This is a genomic window from Gallibacterium faecale (genome assembly GCF_027920745.1).
Taxonomy (GTDB): Bacteria; Pseudomonadota; Gammaproteobacteria; order Enterobacterales; family Pasteurellaceae; genus Gallibacterium; species Gallibacterium faecale.
The window spans coordinates 17463-37665 of the sequence record NZ_JAQIBB010000047.1; the positions used below are offsets into that span (position 1 = coordinate 17463).

The following is a 20203-nucleotide window of genomic DNA, read 5'->3' on the forward strand; positions in this document are numbered from 1 at the left end:
CAAGTTATTTACTTGAATAAAGAATAAATCTATACTATGTGCACCTTTTCACTAGCTATATCAAGGAAATAAATAATGAGCAACACAACTGAACATCAACTCTATCCACTTTATCAAAAAAGTTGGGTCATTCGTCAAAGTGATCCTGGTGAAGAAGGCGCAATAAACCATTTATTTAAAACCATTTCTATCCAATTAGATGCCATTTATAACCAACAAACTTTCCATTACCAATTTAAGCGTAAAGTAGAAGAGCGTGTTGAATTCACCCAAGAATTTACTGATTTAGAAACCTTATTTAAATTGTTAGGAGAATTTTTAGACGCTGTATCACTTGGCTTACTCGGCGTTAAAATTGGTCAATTACATAGCCAAATCGCTGAAAAGTGATGAATTAGAGATGAAGCTGCTCTTTGACAAACGGAATGGTTAATTTGCGTTGCGCTTGCAAAGAGGCTTTATCTAATTTATCCAAAATTGAAAACAGATAGGTTAAATCACGATCTAAGCGACTTAATAAAAATTTAGCGACTTCATCGGGCAATTCTAATCCTCTTTTACGCGCTGCTTGCTGCAACACAAATGCTTTTTTCTCGTCCGCTAATTCCGCTAATTGATAGGTTTCCCCCCAAGTTAGACGAGAACGTAAATCAGGTAAGTTAATCGCTAATTGTTGAGCTGGTTCATTAGCACTCATCAACAATAATGTTTGACCACGCTCTTTAATTCGATTAAACAGGTCAAAAATTGCCACTTCCCATTCATCATTCCCAGCAATCGCATCAAGATCATCTAAACAGACGAGATCTAACTCTTCTAAGGATTCTAAAATTTCTGGTGAGAAATAATTTGTTTTTGTCAGTGGAATATAGATAGAGGCTCTTTCTTGCTGCAAGAATAGATTATTTGCGGCTTTTAGAATATGCGTTTTACCGCTACTTTTTGTTCCCCATAAATAGAAAAATGGTTGCTGCAACTTGCTAAAATTATCAAACAGCGAATTACATAACACCTGATTATTCTCTGCATCAAAATTATCAAAGGTCTCAGGGTCAAATTCATGAATGGGTAAAGTATATTGATGCTGCAAAAAACTACCTAATGAGCAAAGAAAAAAGTGGTTATAAGAATAAAGAAAAACATCAGCTTGAGCAAGTTTTCAAGCTGATGTTTTCGGGTTAATTCAATTATTTTTCTGCTTTTTGTTCTTTTGGTAACACCAAATTCAATAAAATTGCAACGATGGCACAAAGGCTAATTCCTTTCAAAGAAACTTCGCCAAAATTCACAAACATACCACCAATTCCAAATGTCATTACCACAGAAATAATGCAGAGATTACGTGATTCCGTTACATCTACTTTGCCACGGATTAGGGTACTCATTCCTACTACAGCAATAGAACCAAATACCAACATCATAATACCGCCCATAACAATGGTTGGAATCGTTGAAAGGAATGCCCCAACCTTACCACAGAACGAAATAGCAATCGCCCATACAGCAGCCCAAGTCATAATTGTTGGATTAAAATTACGAGTAAGCATCACAGCTCCTGTTACTTCTGCATAAGTAGTATTTGGTGGGCCACCTAAAAAAGAGGCAACAGAAGTCGCAATTCCATCCCCTAATAATGTACGATGTAACCCTGGTTTCTGTAAAAAGTCTTTCCCAGTTACCGAGCTGATCGCCATAATACCACCAACGTGTTCTACTGCTGGTGCTATCGCAATAGGTAATAAATATAGGATAGCTTCGAGTTTAAACTCTGGGGTTGTAATTGTCGGTAAGCTAAACCAAGGTACATCATAAACAGGTTGTAGATTAATTAATCCCATAAAGGCACAAACAATATACCCTGCCGCAATACCAAACATAATTGGAATTAATTTCATAATTCCTTTTGCAAATACTGCTACACCTAATGTCGTTAATAATGTAATCATTGATACGATAATCGCTTGATCATAGCTATAATTACTATTTTTTCCTAACGCCATATCAACAGCGACTGGGGCTAATCCCATCCCAATAATAATGATCACTGGGCCAACAACAATCGGTGGAAATACTCGTTGTAAAGCCTCAACACCTTTAATTTTGACTAATGCACTTAATGCTACATAAACTAGGCCTGCACAGACAAGACCCCCCATCGTAATCGGTAATCCCCAAGTTGCAATACCATATTGAATTGGTGCAATAAACGCAAAAGAAGAGGCAAGAAAAATCGGCACTTGACGTTTAGTACACAACTGGAACAACAATGTTCCTACCCCCGCTGTCAATAATGCCGTATTACTATCTAACCCTGTTATTAATGGCACTAGCACTAATGCCCCAAATGCCACAAATAACATTTGTAAGCCAACAAATGCTTGCTTAACTTTGCTTTCTACAACGATTGGTTGAGCTTCTGAACTCATAAAATTAGTTTCACCTCTCTGGATAAATTAACTAAAAAAAGATATTTGATCCTTATTTAGTACCAAATATCTTATCTCCTGCATCACCTAATCCTGGAATGATATAACCATTTTCATTTAAGTGATCATCAATTGATGCAGTATAAAGTTCTACATCAGGATGTGCATTCTGCAATGCTTTAATCCCTTCTGGTGCAGCAACTAATACTAATACTTTAATTCTTGGACATTGTGCTTTTTTCAGGAGATCGATTGTAGCAATCATTGAACCACCTGTTGCTAACATCGGATCAACAATAATCGCTAAACGTTCTTCCATATCTGGTGCAAGTTTTTGGAAATAAGGAACAGGTTCTAACGTTTCTTCATTACGGTACATCCCAACTACACTGATTCTTGCGCTTGGAATATGTTCTAATACACCTTCCATCATCCCTAAACCAGCACGCAAAATTGGCACAACAGTGACTTTTTTACCTTTAATACGTTCTACTTGAACTGGTCCACACCAACCTTCAATCGTTACCACTTCAGTTTCAAGATCAGCCGTTGCTTCATAAGTTAATAGACTACCTACTTCAGTCGCCAATTCACGGAAATGTTTCGTACTTACATCAGCCGCTCTCATTAAACCAAGTTTATGTTTTACAAGCGGATGTTTTACTTCAACGATTTTCATTTTGTTGTCCTCTAAATTTAAAAAAATCGGGTGATTTTAAACTACCCACCATTAAATAGCTAGCCTCTCCACCAAAAATCTGTTGATAACCTAATCTAAAACAAAATATTTCTGGTATTTATCCCTGTTTCATATCGCAAACGATTGTGTAATCGTGTACAATCAGCGCCCGATAATCGTTGTGAAACCCGCTAAGGAGCAAATGTGGACAAACAAACATTAAGTTATAAAGATGCTGGCGTTGATATTAATGCAGGCAATGAATTAGTTGATCGAATTAAACCTCACGTAAAACGTACTCGTCGTGCCGAAGTGATTGGTGGACTTGGTGGGTTTGGTGCATTATGCGCTATTCCAACCAAATATAAAGAGCCTATTCTGGTATCAGGTACTGATGGTGTTGGTACAAAACTTCGTTTAGCGATTGACCTACATAAGCATGACACTATCGGTATTGACTTAGTGGCTATGTGTGTTAATGACTTAATCGTACAAGGTGCAGAACCGCTTTTCTTCTTAGATTATTATGCAACAGGCAAGTTAGAAGTTGATGTTGCAAGTGATGTGATTAAAGGAATTGCTGATGGTTGTGAGCAATCTGGTTGTGCCTTAATTGGCGGTGAAACTGCAGAAATGCCAGGAATGTACCACGCTAATGATTATGACTTAGCCGGTTTCTGTGTTGGTGTAGTTGAAAAAAATGAAATTATTGATGGCAGTGCAGTTCGTGTTGGTGATACCTTAATTGCCTTAGGTTCATCTGGCCCACACTCTAATGGTTACTCATTAATTCGTAAAATTATCGAATTAGCAGGTGTTTCTCCGGCAGAAACACTTCTTGATGGTAAACCATTAGCTGATCATCTACTTGCTCCAACTAAAATTTATGTGAAATCCATTCTCCAACTGATTAAACATATTGATGTTCATGCTATCGCACATTTAACCGGGGGCGGTTTCTGGGAAAATATTCCTCGTGTCTTACCTGATCATGTGCGTGCGGTCATTAATGAAAATAGTTGGCAATGGCCATCTGTTTTCCGTTGGTTACAAGAAAATGGTAATGTGGATACCTACGAAATGTATCGCACCTTTAACTGTGGTGTTGGTATGGTAATTGCCTTACCACAGGAAGATGTAGAAACCGCATTAGCCTTATTAGCACAAACAGGCGAAAAAGCATGGGTTATCGGTCAAATTGAACACCTTGAACCTCAAGAAACCAAACAAGTTGTTATTCGCTAATGAAGAAAAAAATCGCAGTTCTTATTTCAGGTGAAGGTCAAACGTTACAAGCAATTATCAACGCTTGTAACGTTGGTGAGTTAAATGCAGAAATTGTTACTGTTATCAGTAATAAAGCGAATATTTATGGGCTGCAACGAGCTAAAAACGCCAATATTCCTACCCATACGTTTTTACGCAAAAACTTTGCCGATAATCAGCAGATGGATAAAGCCATTGGTGATCTATTAGAACAGTATCAGGTTGATCTTATTATATTGGCTGGTTATATGAAAATTCTCACTGCAGAATTTACCCAACGATTTGCAGGAAAAATTCTCAATACTCACCCTTCACTATTACCTAAATATCCAGGGCTACATACCTATCAGCGTGCCTTAGAAAATCACGATACTGAACACGGGTTTAGCGTACATTTTGTGAATGAAGAAATGGACGGTGGGCAATTAGTGTTTCAATTTAAATTACCCATTCTCGCTGATGATACAGAAGACAGTTTATCCGCACGAGTAAAGTTTTATGAACAACGCTATTATCCACAAGTGATTAATTGGTTTGTTGAACAGCGTTTAGTTTTCCGTGATCAGGCTTATTTTGATAACCAACCGCTATTGAACCCGATTGTTAAAAGCTTATCTGATGCAGAATAATTTCCATTATTCTGCATAATTCACAAAATAGCCGATTGCCCCACAACAGCACTCATCCACAAAAACGAACGGAATTCGTGTGCGTTGCCAAACAGGTATCTGCAAATTTTGCCATACTTTTTTAATATCTTTATGAGGCTGATTAGCTGCAATTTTCACTTTCTTAGAATAATGAAAACGGATTGTTATCTGTTGCCCTTGCTGCGGTAAAGGAATTTGTAATTGATGTTGTTGCCACTCAAATACCAACATTTGTCCGGTTTGACGGCAATGTAATTCACCTAATCCATCTGGCAATAAAATCGTTTCTCCTGGAGTTATCGGTAAAATACAAGATCGCAAATCTTGATATATCGGCGTCAAGTATAAATGTTGCTGAAAACGCCGTACCATACAATTATTTAATTGCAATTCTGGCTGGCGATCTACTTGTGCTAAAACCACTTCATTTAATAAGGTTTCCATCTGTTTCTGGCTTGGCATCGGTTGCTGTAAATGTGCAAACCAAAAGCGCAATAATTGTCGCCGTTTAATTATAGAATAAGTCGCAAAGTTATCTAAATTAAAGCTGTTATCTGCTTCCAGATGGGTTAAAAAAATCGGTGTTAATAATTCTTGTAACAACTGCTCTTGTTCTGCGCATAATTGAGCAGAACGTGCAACTGCTCGATCAAAATGTTGCCAACGTTGTTTCAATAAGGGCAATACATCTCGGCGTAAAAAATTTCGTTCATAGCGCACATCATCGTTACTTTCATCAAAAATAGTGACTAATTGCTGTTCAGTAATATATTGCTCTAATTGCGAACGTGTAATAGTTAGTAATGGTCGAAAAACAGGAACGCTAAATAGCTGTGATCTTACTGGCATCGCTGCCAAACCTTTTACCCCACTGCCACGCTTTAATGCCAAAAAAAAGGTTTCACATTGATCATCTAAATGATGCGCGGTAACCAGGATTTCATTAGGCTGCAATATCTCTCGAATTGCCTGATAGCGGGCAATTCGAGCTTCTGCTTCAATATTTGTTGCTGTAACCAGCTGAACTTTCTGAGCCGAAAAAGGAACGTCTAATTGACTACAAACTTGTTGGCAATGAGATAACCATTGATCAGCATTTTGACTTAAGCCATGGTGAATATGAATCGCACGTAATGGGAAATGATAACGTTTTTGTAATTGCACAAAGAGATGCAATAACGCTGTTGAATCTACACCACCACTAAAACCAATTAAAAACGCCTTGTCCTGCAAGGCGTTTTCTTCAATTTGTTTACTTAATTCACTGATCAATAGATTCATCATTAAGCAATTTTCACCGCTTGATATTGACTAATTGGATTCACAATATAATTCCGTGCAGCAATGATCTGTAACTCATATTTTTGCGACTCTTTAGTCACTGTCATCACATCATTCACAGCATTGGCGGTATGTTCAAATGCTTCAATATCTGTTTTACCATTTAGTAAATTTGCTAAGAAAATAGCACTTGTCATATCACCCACACCAACCGGATCACGACCAACAAATTCATGCAAAGGACGACTAACGTGCCACATACCTTGTTGAGTCGCTAATACCATCTCAAATTTGCTTGGATCTTGCCCTACTCGGCTTAAATGTTTTACTAAGACTTTCTTCGGGCCTTTCGCTAGAATTGCTTCAATCGCAGTTAGTGCTTGCGAAAAATTCTCAACAGTTAATCCACTTAATTCGCGCAACTCCACTAAGTTTGGTGCAATAATATCTGCTTGGCTCATTGCATCTCTTACTAAAAACTCGGCAACACCTGGTGCTACAACACAGCCTTTATCTGGATGCCCCATTACCGGGTCGCAAAAATAAATTGCATTTGGATTTGCTTTTTTTACTGCATTTACTGTATTTAAAATTTCTTGTCCTTGTTCTGCTGCACCAATATAACCTGATAACACAGCATCACATTCAGATAAGGCACCAATGTCTGCAATACCTTGCGTAATTTCTGCAATTTGTTCTTTAGGAATTACCATTCCTTTCCAACGTTGATATTGAGTATGATTAGAAAATTGCACGGTATTTAACGCCCATGCATCAACCCCAAGTAATTGCATCGGTAATACTGCTGCTTTATTACCCGCATAACCATATACAACATGAGATTGTATTGATAAAACGTTTTTCATCACATTTCCTTAATTAGCAATAACCGTAACTCATCAATCTTTGATAACGGCGATCTAAAAGTTCTTCCTGTCCTAATAGTGCTAATTCTTCTAGATCTGTTTTAATTTGTGTTTTTAAATTTTCTGCCATCTGTTCAACATTGCGATGTGCACCACCTAACGGCTCTTCAACAATACTATCAATTAATGATAATTTTTTTAGACGATCCGCTGTGAGTCCCATCACTTCTGCTGCGGTAGAAGCTTTATCTGCTTTCTTCCACAAAATAGATGCGCACCCTTCTGGTGAAATTACTGAATAAGTACTGTATTGCAACATATTCACTTTATCGCCCACACCAATAGCTAATGCGCCACCAGAACCGCCTTCACCAATCACAGTACAAATAATTGGTACTTGTAATGTGGACATTTCACGTAAATTACGTGCAATCGCTTCTGATTGTCCACGCTCTTCCGCACCAACGCCCGGATATGCTCCCGGTGTATCAATAAAAGTAATAATTGGCATCTTAAAACGTTCTGCCATTTGCATTAAACGTAACGCTTTACGATAACCTTCTGGCGCTGGCATACCAAAATTACGCATTACTTTCTCTTTAACAGAACGCCCTTTTTGATGACCAATTACCATCACTGGACGCTCATCTAAACGCGCGATACCACCAATAATCGCTTTATCATCAGCAAACGCACGATCACCAGCAAGCTCTTCAAATTCAGTAAAAATATGTTGAATATAATCAAGAGTATATGGGCGCTGTGGATGACGAGCCATTTGTGATACTTGCCATGCAGTCAAATCTGCAAACGTTTTTTTCGTTAGCTCTTCACTTTTTTTCTTTAATCGTGCAATTTCTTCGTCAAGATTGATTTTATCATCTTGTTCAGATACCGCTCGCAGCGAGTCAATTTTTGCCTCAAGTTCGGCAATCGGTAATTCAAAATCTAAAAAATCTTGATTCATATTGTTCCTTTTTTCTTGTTAATGGAATAAGCGACAAAATAATGTCGCTTATTCTATGCTTTTTTTTACTGAATTGCAGTGTTTTTCTATTTTTGTAACTTATCTTTACTATCCATAGAAGCAAAGAATGTTGCAATAATTGGTCCTGAAATATTATGCCAGAAACTAAATACTGCACTTGGTACCGCTGCAATCGGATTAAAATAAGCTGTCGCTAGCGCTGCACCTAAGCCGGAATTTTGCATCCCAACCTCAATCGCAATTGCTTTGCTATCTGCTAAATTTAATTTGAATAGTTTTGCTACTAAAAAACCGAATAAATATCCCAAGCCATTATGTAATACAACAACAATAAAAATAAATAACCCAGATTCGATAATTTTATCCTTACTGACCGCAACCACTGCCGCTAAAATTAACACGATTGCAATTACTGATACTAATGGTGTACAAGTTCCTAATTGTACCATTTGTTTAGTTAATAGTGCTCTAGCTGCAACCCCTAAGAATACAGGGAATAAGACAATTTTTAATACAGAAATAAACATCGCATATGCATCAATATCTAACCATTGACTTGCCAACAGATAGAACACAGCTGGTGTTAAGAATGGTGCAAGTAAAGTAGAAACAGAAGTACAAGCAACAGATAATGCAGTATTTCCTTTCGCTAGATAGGTCATAACGTTTGATGAAGTTCCGCCTGGACAAGCACCAACCAAAATTACGCCTACGGCTAAATCTGGTGGCAAATTAAACCCTTTTGCTAATGCATAGGCAATTCCCGGCATCACGATAAATTGAGCAATAACCCCAATAAACACAGCTTTAGGATGTCTGATAATTTCACTAAAATCTTGCACCTTTAGTGTAATTCCCATCCCGAACATCACAATACCTAATAAATACGGCACATACCCAACAAATCCAGCAAAATAGCTTGGAAACTCAAAAGCTAGGAATCCGAAAAGCAATACCCAGATTGAAAATGTTTTGCCTGCAAAGGCGCTTATTTTTTGTAACGTTTGCATATTTTTTATCCTTAGATCTTAATAAATTTATTGTTTGATGAGTAAAAGGTCTAAGAATTTACCGCTTTATTGAAAATTTTCAATCAGTTTATCGATTTTTTTAGAAAAAAGAAAAGGCGAGGAATCCCTTCCTCGCCCTATCTATTACTGCAAATTTACTTTCTACTCTACTACTCGGACTGCACACTCACTCATATGCCGACCTGTGTTGAATAGTAGCAGATTATTTCTTTATGTCAATAAGAACTATTCTCATTTATAAAAAATTTATTCTCCCGATACTTTCATACTCTCAATTAAGATAGAGCCAGTACGGATATTAGAACGTTGTTCAACATCATCGCCCACTGCTACAATTTGTTGCAACATCGTTGGCAAGCTACCAGCAATCGTAATTTCTGCTACTGGGTATTGAATCTCACCATTTTCTACCCAGAAACCTGCCGCACCGCGAGAGTAATCGCCGGTCACTAAATTTACACCTTGCCCCATTAATTCGGTCACTAATAACCCTGTCCCCATCTGTTTTAATAAAGCAGATAAACCACCTGTATGATTTGGTTTCACCAACCAATTATGGATACCACCCGCATGTCCCGTTGTTTGCATTCCTAATTTTTTTGCACTATATGACGTCAAAAGATAGGTCTGTAACACTCCATCAACAATTATCTCTTGATCACGAGTTTTTACCCCTTCACTATCAAACGGTGTAGAAGCTAATTGAGCCAATAAATGAGGACGTTCACTAATTTGGAACCAAGAAGGTAAAATTTGTTGCCCTAATTGATCTAATAAAAATGATGATTTACGGTAAAGCGCACCACCACTAATTGCTGAAGCAAGATGACCTATAATCCCTGTTGCTACATCATTTAAAAAAATCACTGGGACTTGTAACGTGCTTAATTTTTGTGGCTTTAAGCGTGCAATTACCTTTTCTGCACACGTTTTTCCCACCCAAGTCGCTGACTGTAAATCAGTAAACTTTCTTGAAATCGTATATTCATAATCACGTTCTAAAGCCTGTTCTTGCTCAGCAATTACGCTACATGAAAGAGAATAACGTGACGATAAATAGCTATTCAATACACCATGGGTATTACCATATACTCGGATTCCTTCACTGGAATTAAAACTGGCGCCATCACTATTCACAATTCTCTTATCATAATCTAATGCAGCAGTTTCTGCGGTTAATGCAAGTTCCACAGCTTGATCAACAGAAATATCCGCATGGTGATAGAGTTGTAAATCGGGTGGATTAAACTCCATTAATTCTTTCGGAGCTAAGTCGGTACAAGGATCTTCTGATGTATATTTTGCAATCGACAACGCTGATTCGACAGTTCGTTTAATCGCTTCTGAACTTAAATCGGAGGTCGAGGCATTCCCCTTTTTACTTCCAACATAAACAGAAATCCCCAATGCACCATCATTATTAAATTCTAAATTTTCAATTTCTTTTAATCGAGTAGAAACGCTTAAACCAGTTACTTTGGTCATTCCTACTTCTGCCGTTGCCCCTGCTTTTTCAGCTAGTGATAAAGCATATTCAACTGCATCACATAATTGTTGTTGCTGGTCAATAAAATTACGTTTGTTCTGTTGTGTCATATTACATCTCTCTTTCGCACATTTAACCAATAGGAAAGGATTATATAAAAAATAGCGGATCTTCTGCTAGAATGTGCGACCATATTTCATGTTATTACGATATAGGAAACTGTTATGAGACATAAAAACAAAGAATTAGAGTGGCAAGAAGAAGATGAAGAGGAGATCATCTGGGTCAGTAAAAGTGAAATTAAACGTGATGCAGAAATGTTAAAACAGCTAGGACAAAAAATTGTTGATCTTCCAGAAAATGCTTTAGCTCAACTTCCATTAGATGATCAATTATCAGATGCGATTATGTTAGCTAGACGCCTGTCACGTGAAAGTTATCGTCGTCAAATTCAATATATAGGTAAATTATTACGTCAACGTGATGTTGAACCTATTCAGGCCGCATTAGATAAAATTGAAAATAAACATAATCAGCAACAAATTTTATTACATAGAATTGAAGCATATCGTGAAGCTTTATTAACTAATGGTGATGAAACAATTAGCGAACTATTACAAGATTATCCAACACTGGAACGCCAAAAATTACGTGCTTTAATTCGCAACGCTTTAAAAGAAAAAGAAAACAACACTACCCCAAAAGCATATCGTGAGATATATCAATACCTTAAAGAACATATTTTGGATGTATAGGTTTTTGTTATCAAAAATAAAGGTGTTTTCTTTCAAAAATTTTGTTAAAATTTTTGCCGTTTTCATACTTATATGACACCGTTTATTAACATTATTTAACAAAAGAGGATGAAATTATGGCTTTTAAATTACCTGAGTTAGGTTACGCTTATGACGCTTTAGAACCACATTTTGATGCATTAACTATGGAAATCCACCATAGCAAACATCACCAAGCATATGTTAACAATGCAAATGCGGCATTAGAAGGTTTATCTCAAGAATTACAAGATATGTGCCCAGGTCAACTTTCTTCTAACTTAGATAAAGTACCAGCAGAAAAATTTACTGCATTACGTAACAATGCAGGTGGTCACTTCAACCACTCTCTTTTCTGGAAATCATTGAAAAAAGGCACTACTTTACAAGGTAAATTAAAAGAAGCTATCGAACGTGATTTCGGTTCTGTTGATGCATTTAAAGCAGAATTTGAAAAAGCAGCTGCAACTCGTTTCGGTTCTGGTTGGGCATGGTTAATCGTGAAAGAGGGTAAATTAGCTGTTGTTTCAACTGCTAACCAAGATAATCCATTAATGGGTAAAGAAGTTGCTGGTTGTGAAGGTTTCCCTCTTGTTGGTCTTGATGTTTGGGAACACGCTTATTACTTAAAATTCCAAAACCGTCGTCCAGACTACATTAAAGAATTCTGGAATGTTGTAAACTGGGATTTCGTTGCCCAACGTTATGAAGAACACCTAGCAAAATAATTTAAAATAATCCTAGAAAAGCCGCTATTAGCGGCTTTTTTCTTCTCTATTAAATTTACTATTTTTTATTTTTTCGATCTTATTCGCAAAACCATCGCAAAATATCAAAATAAACGAATAAATTTACTAGCATAACGCGCAACAAATCAGTAAAATTCGTGCTTTTTGTAACCACCACACTTAAGCACACCTAGCCACAATGTGTAATAACGAGGCGATTTATTTATGTCAATGACTGAAAAAACCAACTTACTTAACCTGACTCGTCAGGATATGCGTAATTTCTTAGCAACATTAGGCGAAAAGCCATTCCGCGCAGATCAAATTATGAAATGGATCTATCACTATGGTGAAGATAATTTCGATAATATGACCAACATTAACAAAGTGTTACGGGAAAAATTAAAACAAGTTGCAGAAATTAAAGCACCTGAAATTGCCGTAGAACAACGTTCTAGTGATGGCACAATCAAATGGGCGATGCAAGTTGGTGATCAACAAATTGAAAGTGTTTATATTCCAGAAGCTGATCGAGCAACACTTTGTGTTTCATCACAAGTTGGTTGTGCATTAGCCTGTACTTTCTGTTCCACAGCACAACAAGGTTTTAACCGTAACCTCACTGTATCTGAAATTATTGGTCAAGTTTGGCGTGCGTCTAAAGTGCTTGGTTCTTTTGGTGAAACTAAAGTACGTCCAATTACCAATGTGGTGATGATGGGAATGGGAGAACCATTACTTAATGTAAGTAATGTTGTTCCGGCAATGGAAATTATGCTTGATGATTTCGGCTATGGTTTATCAAAACGTCGGGTAACCCTATCTACATCCGGTGTTGTACCTGCGTTGGATAAATTAGGTGAGATGATTGATGTTGCATTGGCTATTTCATTACACTCCCCAAATGATGAGTTGCGTGATGAAATCGTACCTTTAAATAAAAAATATAATATCCAAATGTTAATCGATTCAGTGAATCGATATTTAAAAATTTCTAATGCAAATCATGGCAAAGTCACGATTGAATATGTGATGTTAGATCATGTAAATGACGAAATTGAGCACGCACATCAATTAGCAAAAGTGTTAAAAAATACACCTTGCAAGATTAACCTTATTCCATGGAATCCGTTCCCAGAAGCACCTTACAACAAAAGTTCTAATTCAAGAATAGACCGTTTCCAAAAAACATTAATGGAATATGGTTTTACTGTTATTGTCCGCAAAACACGTGGTGATGATATTGATGCTGCTTGTGGACAATTAGCTGGTGATGTGATTGACCGTACTAAACGTACGGCTCAGAAACGTGCTTTTGGGAAGGCTATTGCAATTAATCAATCTTAAAATCAATTAAGTGAGGAAAATATGTCGAAAACCGTATCTTTAATTAAATTTATTCTGCTATTTTTCTCACTTTTTACTCTTTTTGCTTGTAGCTCTCATTCACCACAAACAAAAAACAGTGGCAATAATGCTGCAGCAAAGACCCGAGTAGAACTAGGTTTAGCCTATTTAGCGCAAGGCAATATTGCATTAGCCAAAGCCAATCTTGATAAAGCATTACAACACACGCCAAACGATTATTTACCTTATCTTGGTTTAGCCTATTTTTATCAACATACTGCACAAAACCAACAAGCCGAACATTATTATCAGAAAGCACTTCAACTAGTTCCAGATAATGGTGATGTTTTAAATAATTATGCAACCTATTTGTGTAGCCAACGCCAATTTACCCCTGCCTTTCAACTTTTCGACAAAGCGCTTGCAAGTAAAGCCTATTATCATTTTGCCGATACTTACGAAAATATTGCTATTTGTGCCTATCTCGCCCAAGATCAACAAAAGTTAAATCAGGCTTTAACACAGTTACAAAAATACGCTCCAGAAAAAGCAGAAGCTTTACAACAACGAATGAAAAAATCATAAGAATTCCCTTGTCAATGTGCTGTAACTGTTCCACTCTTGTCAGTCATTCCTGTATAATAGCCAAATCTTTAACAAATGGCTGACAACTTATGATGATTGTCAGCCCAATTATTTCTTTTAACCAAAATTAGTTTTTATTATGGATCAAGAACAACTTTCTAATGACGTAAATTTAGGACAGCAATTACGTAATGCGCGTGAGAAACTTGGCTTAAGCCTCGAAGACGCTGCAGAAAAAACCAATCTTAAAATTTCTGTTTTACAACAATTTGAAAATAACGATTTTATTATTTCTCATATTCCAGCGACTTTCGCACGTGGCTATTTACGTAGTTATTTAAAATTTTTGAAATTGCCCGCTGAATTAATCCAAACGCAAACTGCTTTTGGCGAAGAAGTGAAAAATGATTTAAATAAAAATCATCGTACCAAAAATTCTGTTAATCGCTATGTATCTCATCATCATTGGTTACGTCCATTAAGTTGGATTGTATTAATCATTATCATTGGTATGACAGTATTATGGTGGTGGCAGGATCATCAACGTTCTACAAGTGAACGAGAAACGTTTGTTGAAGAACACACCACTTCTGAAACAGCTTCAACTAATCAAACATCTGCCCCTGCACCAGCAACAGACACATTAGTCACGGCTGATCCAACTGCAAATAATACAGCTCAAGCACAAGCTGCAGCAGATAACACAGCTGAACAACAAAATAATGCCGTTGTAGAACAAATTACCTCTGATACCGGTACAACAGCACAACCTACAGCAACGACTGAACCAGAAAAAAATAATCAAGCAAATAATATTACTTATCCAAATACATCAACAGAAGCCTTAACCACAGAAATGAATAAAATTGATGGTGCAGCAACTACCACAAATCAAAATAACCAAACAGCTACACCAGCAACTGATGTGATCCCTAACAATTTAAAAATTGAAATCACTGGTGAAAATTGTTGGCTAAGTGTAAAAGATGCAAACCGTAAAACCTTGGCCGAACGTGAATATCGTCAAGGTGAAATCCTCGATCTTACTGGTGAACCACCTTATTCACTCATTATTGGTGCACCACAAAATGTCAAAATTACTTATCAAGGACAAGATGTACCGCTAAAAATTGATGGTCGTGTTGCGAAATTAACATTACCAGCACAACAATAATTAACTCAATCAACAATAAGAATTTAAACTATGGTAAAACAATCACCTATTCAACGTAGAAAATCGACTCGTATTTATGTTGGCAATGTACCTATTGGTGATGGTGCGCCAATTGCCGTTCAATCTATGACTAACACCCGGACTACTGATGTAGAAGCCACTGTTGCACAAATTAAAGCATTAGAGCGTGTTGGTGCAGATATTGTACGTGTTTCCGTACCAACAATGGATGCAGCGGAAGCGTTTAAATTAATTAAACAACAAGTAAAGGTGCCTTTGGTTGCGGATATCCATTTTGATTACCGTATTGCTTTAAAAGTGGCTGAATATGGCGTAGATTGCTTACGGATCAACCCAGGTAATATTGGCCGTGAAGACCGTATTCGTGCAGTAGTCGATTGCGCAAGAGATAAAAATATCCCTATCCGTATTGGGGTAAACGCCGGTTCATTAGAACGTGATTTACAAGAAAAATATGGTGAACCTACACCAGAAGCACTATTAGAGTCTGCATTACGTCATGTGGATATTTTAGATCGTCTTAACTTTCACCAATTTAAAGTAAGCGTAAAAGCGTCAGATGTCTTTCTCGCTGTCGAATCTTACCGTTTACTGGCTAAACAAATTGAACAACCACTTCACCTCGGTATTACTGAAGCAGGCGGGGCAAGATCAGGTTCAGTAAAAAGTGCGATTGGTCTTGGTATGTTGCTTGCAGAAGGGATTGGTGATACTTTACGTGTTTCGCTTGCAGCCGATCCAGTAGAAGAAATCAAGGTTGGTTTTGATATTCTAAAATCATTGCGTATTCGTTCTCGTGGAATTAACTTCATCGCTTGTCCAACTTGTTCTCGTCAAGAGTTCGATGTCATTGCAACAGTCAATGCCTTAGAACAGCGTTTAGAAGATATTACCACACCAATGGATGTATCAATTATTGGTTGTGTCGTAAATGGCCCGGGTGAAGCGCTAGTGTCTGATATTGGCGTCACTGGTGGAAATAAGAAAAGCGGTTTCTATATTTCTGGCGAACGTCAAAAAGAACGTTTTGATAATGAACAAATTATCGATCAATTAGAAGCACAAATTCGTGCCAGAGTCAGTGCTTTAGATCCAAAGAATCAAATTAAAATCGAACAAATTTAATTAAGTATTAAACATAGGAATTTAACGTGGCAAAAATAATTCAAGCTATTCGAGGAATGAATGATTATTTGCCTAGCGATACACCGCTATGGCAATGGGTAGAAAATAAAGTTAAACACCGTTTAAACAGTTATGGCTACAGTGAAATCCGTATGCCCATTGTTGAATCCACTCCTCTTTTTGCTCGTGCAATTGGCGAAGTAACCGATGTTGTTGAGAAAGAGATGTTTACTTTCAACGATCGTGATGAAGAAAGCCTTACTTTACGTCCAGAAGGAACAGCAGGTTGTGTGCGTGCGGGTATTGAACATGGTTTACTGTATAACCAAGAACAACGTTTATGGTATATCGGACCAATGTTCCGCTATGAACGTCCACAAAAAGGTCGCTATCGTCAGTTCCACCAATTTGGTGTAGAAGTATTTGGTATTGCGAATCCGTTAATTGATGCTGAATTAATTATTATGACGGCAAAACTTTGGCAAGATTTAGGCATTGCGGATCATGTCACATTACAATTAAATTCAATCGGTTCATTAGAGGCTCGAAAAAATTATCGTGCTGCCTTGGTCGATTATTTACAAGGTCATTTTGATGCGTTAGATGAAGATAGTAAACGCCGTTTAAGCACTAATCCATTACGCATCTTAGATAGTAAAGACGCTAAAGTTCAAAACGTGTTAAATAATGCACCAAAACTACATGATTATCTTGATGAGGATTCTCGTGAACATTTTCAAATGTTATGCAACATTCTTGATCAATACGGTATTACTTATGAAATTAATCAAAAACTCGTCCGTGGTTTAGATTATTACAATAAAACTGTATTTGAATGGGTTACCACAGCACTCGGTGCGCAAGGCACTGTTTGCGGTGGTGGTCGTTATGATGGATTAGTCGAACAACTTGGTGGTCACGCAACTCCAGCTGTTGGTTTTGCGATGGGCTTAGAACGTTTAGTATTATTGATTCAAGAAGTTGTTACTGACTTACCAATCAACCCAAATGTTGATATTTACATTATTCATCAAGGCGAAAATACGACATTGCCAGCATTACAAATCGCTGAACAAATTCGGAATCAATTACCACAGACGAAAGTTTTACTACATTGCAGTGGCGGTAATTTCAAAAAACAATTTAAACGTGCTGATAAAGCGGGTGCAAAATTTGCCATTATTCTTGGTGAAGATGAAATTGTACAACAACAAATCGTGATTAAAGATCTTCTCAGCGGTGCTGAACAAATTACTTTACCAATGAGTGAGATGATTAATTATTTAACCCCATTCTATCAATCTCGTTAAGGAGAAACATTGTGGCTTATACAACAAGTGATGAACAACTACAGATCGATGAGATCAAACAGTGGTGGAAAGAAAATGGTAAGGTCATTATCCTTGCTGTAATCCTTGCTATTGCTGGTGTATTTGGCTGGCGTTATTGGCAAAGTTATCAATTAACCAAGGTGCATCAATCTTCTGCAAATTTTAGTCAAATTCTTGCAGCTACTGAGGCAAACCCAACTGCTGATAATCCACAATTAACCCAATTTATCCAAGAAAATCCAGATAATATTTATGCAACTTTCTTACTTTTAGATAAAGCCAAAAGTTTAGTCGATGCAAAACAGTGGGAAAAAGCAGCAGCAACATTAAGCCAAGCATTAAATAACACTAAAGATGCTGCTTTGTCTTCACTAATTTCATTACGCCTTGCGAATGTACAAACTCAACTTAAACAATTTGATAGTGCAATCGCTACCTTAAATAAGGTTTCTGAACAAGCATGGCAAGGACGCAAGTCTATGTTATTAGGTGAAATCTATTACGCAATGGGTAAAAAAGAGGAAGCAAAAAAAGCATTTGAAACCGCTTTAACTACCGCTAATCCATTAGAAGCGCAATGGTTACAAGTACAATTAAATAATTTATAGCATCTCTTTATATTTTATAGCCCTTCTTCAATAAAGAAGGGCTAAAAACCTTTCAATTATCACTAGCCAACCTTAACCGCTTTAAATAATACAAATCCAAACTAACGTGTTAATAAATAGCTATCTTCAATTAACGGTACAATTTCTGACAAATCAGCTACTTGGTCTAAATCAATACTGATCCAATGTTGTTTATTCATATGATACGCGGGGTAATAACCCGTTTGTTGTCTTAACACATCAATAAATTCAGGATCGAGTTTTAAATTTAAAACTGGTTTTAATGCGGTGGTTTGTAAACCTAACTTTGTTCCCGGTATTTGCATAAACAAACCGAACCATTTCTGACTTAAAGGATGACGAAATACCGCATAATCTGGATGTTTAGCAAAAATATATTCAGGTTTAACTTGGTAACGGTCTTGGAGATATTCAAAAAATAAGGTTTGATTCAACATTTTGAACAATAGGCTAGATTAAATGAAACAGGCCTCTAGTATAGAACTAAAATTGATAGAAGCGAAAGAGCCGTCTTTCGACAGCTCTTTCTATTTTTATTATTTAATGGTAAATAAAACAATTTCAGGGAAAGTCAGTAATAACGCAAGTAAAAGAATCTGAATACCAATGAATGGTAACACCGATTTAAAAATATCAACTAACTCAATACTTTTCGGCGCCACACTATGTAAATAGAAAGCGGCAGGACCAAATGGAGGAGATAAGAATGATACTTGCATATTGACACAGAATAAAACACCAAACCAAATCGGGTCATAACCTAAATTTTGTACAATCGGTACGAAAATCGGCATCGTCAACATTGCAATTCCAATCCAGTCAAGGAATAGACCAAGTACCAATAAAATTAACATCATAATTAAAATGATACCAATTGGTGGTAATCCTGAACTTACTAGCATAGATTCAACAAACTTATTGCCACCAACCAGATTATAGATACCAACAAGAATATATGCACCAATCCCGATCCACATAATCATTCCACAAGTTTGCATGGTGGTATAAGAAGCTTCTTTCATGACTTTTAAATTTAACTCTTTACGGTAAATAGACACTGCCATAACAGCAATTACCCCTACCGCAGCAGCTTCAGTTACTGATGCAATCCCACCATAAATACTACCTAAAACAATTAATGCAATCATTGCTGGTAAAGCGATATCAATGCGTGCTTTACGTCTTTCAGCTTTTGAAATTGGCGCATTACGTTCTTCTTCTGGAATATCAGGCAATAAACGAGGATTTAAACGTCCACGAATCACAATATACAAGATGTACATTGCCGCTAATAAAAATGCCGGGACGAAACTTGCGGTAAAAAGATCACCAATTGATACAGAGGCAACTAAACCGTAAATAATTAATACAATACTTGGTGGTACCATTGTTCCTAAAGCACCTGACGACACTACTGTACCAATTGCAAGTTTTTTGTCATAACCTAGACGCAACATTTGCGGTAAAGCTAACAAGCCTAATAATACTGTTTCGCCACCAATAATCCCTGACATTGTTGCCAAGAAAACCCCAATTAAGACAGTTTGTAATGCTACGCCAGTTCTGAATTTACGAGTAGTTAGCCACATTGCGTTATACAGATCTTTGGCAATACCCGTTTTGTCTAATAGCGATGCCATTAGCACAAACATTGGTACTGCAAGTAATGAGTAACTTGTCATAAATCCATAAACGCGATTTACTACCATTGGTAATACATCAGGAGAGAACCAACCAACCGCTAATAATGTCGCAATTAATCCGGTTAAAAATGCAAGCGGTACCCCAGTTACCAATAAAAAGCACATAACCAAGAA

Annotated in this window: 21 protein-coding genes; 11 read left to right on the top strand and 10 right to left on the bottom strand. The window is 37.0% G+C overall.

Features of this window, described 5'->3' with window-relative positions:
- Positions 1 to 75: 75 nt before the first annotated feature.
- Positions 76 to 390, top strand: coding sequence for a DUF5377 family protein (locus PF272_RS04285; protein ID WP_271141747.1), 315 nt, complete (start codon positions 76 to 78; stop codon positions 388 to 390).
- A 4-nt stretch (positions 391 to 394) separates the two neighbouring features.
- Here the strand turns inward: PF272_RS04285 and hda are convergent, their stop codons facing one another.
- From hda to upp, 3 genes are all read right to left on the bottom strand, one after another.
- Entirely contained in the window at positions 395 to 1090 is a 696-nt protein-coding gene (gene hda, locus PF272_RS04290) for a DnaA inactivator Hda (RefSeq protein WP_271141748.1), read from the bottom strand.
- A 97-nt stretch (positions 1091 to 1187) separates the two neighbouring features.
- Complete coding sequence (locus PF272_RS04295) at positions 1188 to 2426, bottom strand: nucleobase:cation symporter-2 family protein (protein ID WP_271141749.1); 1239 nt, start codon at positions 2424 to 2426, stop codon at positions 1188 to 1190.
- A 52-nt stretch (positions 2427 to 2478) separates the two neighbouring features.
- On the bottom strand, positions 2479 to 3105 hold the full coding sequence (upp, locus tag PF272_RS04300; protein ID WP_065234896.1) for a uracil phosphoribosyltransferase: 627 nt from the start codon (positions 3103 to 3105) through the stop codon (positions 2479 to 2481).
- Positions 3106 to 3309: 204 nt separating this feature from the next.
- On the opposite strand from upp, the gene purM reads away from it, so the two are divergent.
- Positions 3310 to 4350 (top strand): phosphoribosylformylglycinamidine cyclo-ligase, encoded by a 1041-nt coding sequence (gene purM, locus PF272_RS04305; RefSeq protein ID WP_271141750.1) that lies wholly within the window; start codon positions 3310 to 3312, stop codon positions 4348 to 4350.
- Entirely contained in the window at positions 4350 to 5000 is a 651-nt protein-coding gene (gene purN / locus PF272_RS04310; RefSeq protein ID WP_271141751.1) for a phosphoribosylglycinamide formyltransferase, read from the top strand. The genes purM and purN overlap by 1 nt, the downstream gene beginning before the upstream one ends.
- 6 nt (positions 5001 to 5006) lie before the next feature.
- Here purN and tilS read toward each other — a convergent pair whose 3' ends face one another.
- The 5 genes from tilS to pmbA form a co-directional block, all read right to left on the bottom strand.
- Positions 5007 to 6305 carry a tRNA lysidine(34) synthetase TilS gene (gene tilS, locus PF272_RS04315; protein WP_413789421.1) on the bottom strand — a complete coding sequence of 433 codons (1299 nt, stop codon included), beginning with the start codon at positions 6303 to 6305 and terminating at the stop codon, positions 5007 to 5009.
- Positions 6305 to 7168: a pyridoxal kinase PdxY gene (gene pdxY, locus PF272_RS04320; RefSeq protein ID WP_271141752.1), complete on the bottom strand. Its 864-nt coding sequence runs from the start codon at positions 7166 to 7168 to the stop codon at positions 6305 to 6307. The genes tilS and pdxY overlap by 1 nt, the downstream gene beginning before the upstream one ends.
- A 13-nt stretch (positions 7169 to 7181) precedes the next feature.
- The gene (gene accA, locus PF272_RS04325; RefSeq protein WP_271141753.1) at positions 7182 to 8135 is read right to left on the bottom strand and encodes an acetyl-CoA carboxylase carboxyl transferase subunit alpha; all 954 of its coding nucleotides are present in this window, start codon (positions 8133 to 8135) and stop codon (positions 7182 to 7184) included.
- Positions 8136 to 8221: 86 nt separating this feature from the next.
- Complete coding sequence (locus PF272_RS04330) at positions 8222 to 9166, bottom strand: bile acid:sodium symporter family protein (RefSeq protein WP_271141754.1); 945 nt, start codon at positions 9164 to 9166, stop codon at positions 8222 to 8224.
- 267 nt (positions 9167 to 9433) lie between these two features.
- A complete protein-coding gene (pmbA, locus tag PF272_RS04335) occupies positions 9434 to 10783 on the bottom strand; it encodes a metalloprotease PmbA (RefSeq protein WP_271141755.1) in 1350 nt (449 codons plus the stop codon).
- 114 nt (positions 10784 to 10897) lie between these two features.
- Between pmbA and yjgA the strand changes: the two genes are divergently transcribed.
- From yjgA to PF272_RS04375, 8 genes are all read left to right on the top strand, one after another.
- Entirely contained in the window at positions 10898 to 11428 is a 531-nt protein-coding gene (gene yjgA / locus PF272_RS04340; protein WP_065234903.1) for a ribosome biogenesis factor YjgA, read from the top strand.
- A 116-nt stretch (positions 11429 to 11544) separates the two neighbouring features.
- On the top strand, positions 11545 to 12174 hold the full coding sequence (sodA, locus tag PF272_RS04345) for a superoxide dismutase [Mn] (protein ID WP_271141756.1): 630 nt from the start codon (positions 11545 to 11547) through the stop codon (positions 12172 to 12174).
- A 231-nt stretch (positions 12175 to 12405) separates the two neighbouring features.
- Complete coding sequence (rlmN, locus tag PF272_RS04350; RefSeq protein WP_271141766.1) at positions 12406 to 13521, top strand: dual-specificity RNA methyltransferase RlmN; 1116 nt, start codon at positions 12406 to 12408, stop codon at positions 13519 to 13521.
- Positions 13522 to 13542: 21 nt separating this feature from the next.
- Positions 13543 to 14106 carry a type IV pilus biogenesis/stability protein PilW gene (gene pilW, locus PF272_RS04355; RefSeq protein ID WP_271141757.1) on the top strand — a complete coding sequence of 188 codons (564 nt, stop codon included), beginning with the start codon at positions 13543 to 13545 and terminating at the stop codon, positions 14104 to 14106.
- Between the two features lie 139 nt (positions 14107 to 14245).
- Complete coding sequence (locus PF272_RS04360) at positions 14246 to 15280, top strand: RodZ domain-containing protein (RefSeq protein WP_271141758.1); 1035 nt, start codon at positions 14246 to 14248, stop codon at positions 15278 to 15280.
- 30 nt (positions 15281 to 15310) lie between these two features.
- Positions 15311 to 16426, top strand: coding sequence for a flavodoxin-dependent (E)-4-hydroxy-3-methylbut-2-enyl-diphosphate synthase (gene ispG / locus PF272_RS04365; protein WP_271141759.1), 1116 nt, complete (start codon positions 15311 to 15313; stop codon positions 16424 to 16426).
- Positions 16427 to 16452: 26 nt separating this feature from the next.
- Entirely contained in the window at positions 16453 to 17736 is a 1284-nt protein-coding gene (gene hisS / locus PF272_RS04370) for a histidine--tRNA ligase (RefSeq protein ID WP_271141760.1), read from the top strand.
- 11 nt (positions 17737 to 17747) lie between these two features.
- On the top strand, positions 17748 to 18365 hold the full coding sequence (locus PF272_RS04375) for a YfgM family protein (protein ID WP_271141761.1): 618 nt from the start codon (positions 17748 to 17750) through the stop codon (positions 18363 to 18365).
- 101 nt (positions 18366 to 18466) lie between these two features.
- On the opposite strand, the gene PF272_RS04380 is transcribed toward PF272_RS04375, so the two are convergent.
- Together PF272_RS04380 and PF272_RS04385 are read right to left on the bottom strand one after the other, a co-directional pair.
- Positions 18467 to 18823 (bottom strand): MmcQ/YjbR family DNA-binding protein, encoded by a 357-nt coding sequence (locus tag PF272_RS04380; protein ID WP_271141762.1) that lies wholly within the window; start codon positions 18821 to 18823, stop codon positions 18467 to 18469.
- A gap of 99 nt (positions 18824 to 18922) precedes the next feature.
- A partial coding sequence (locus PF272_RS04385; protein ID WP_271141763.1) for a TRAP transporter large permease occupies positions 18923 to 20203 on the bottom strand: 1281 nt, incomplete at its 5' end.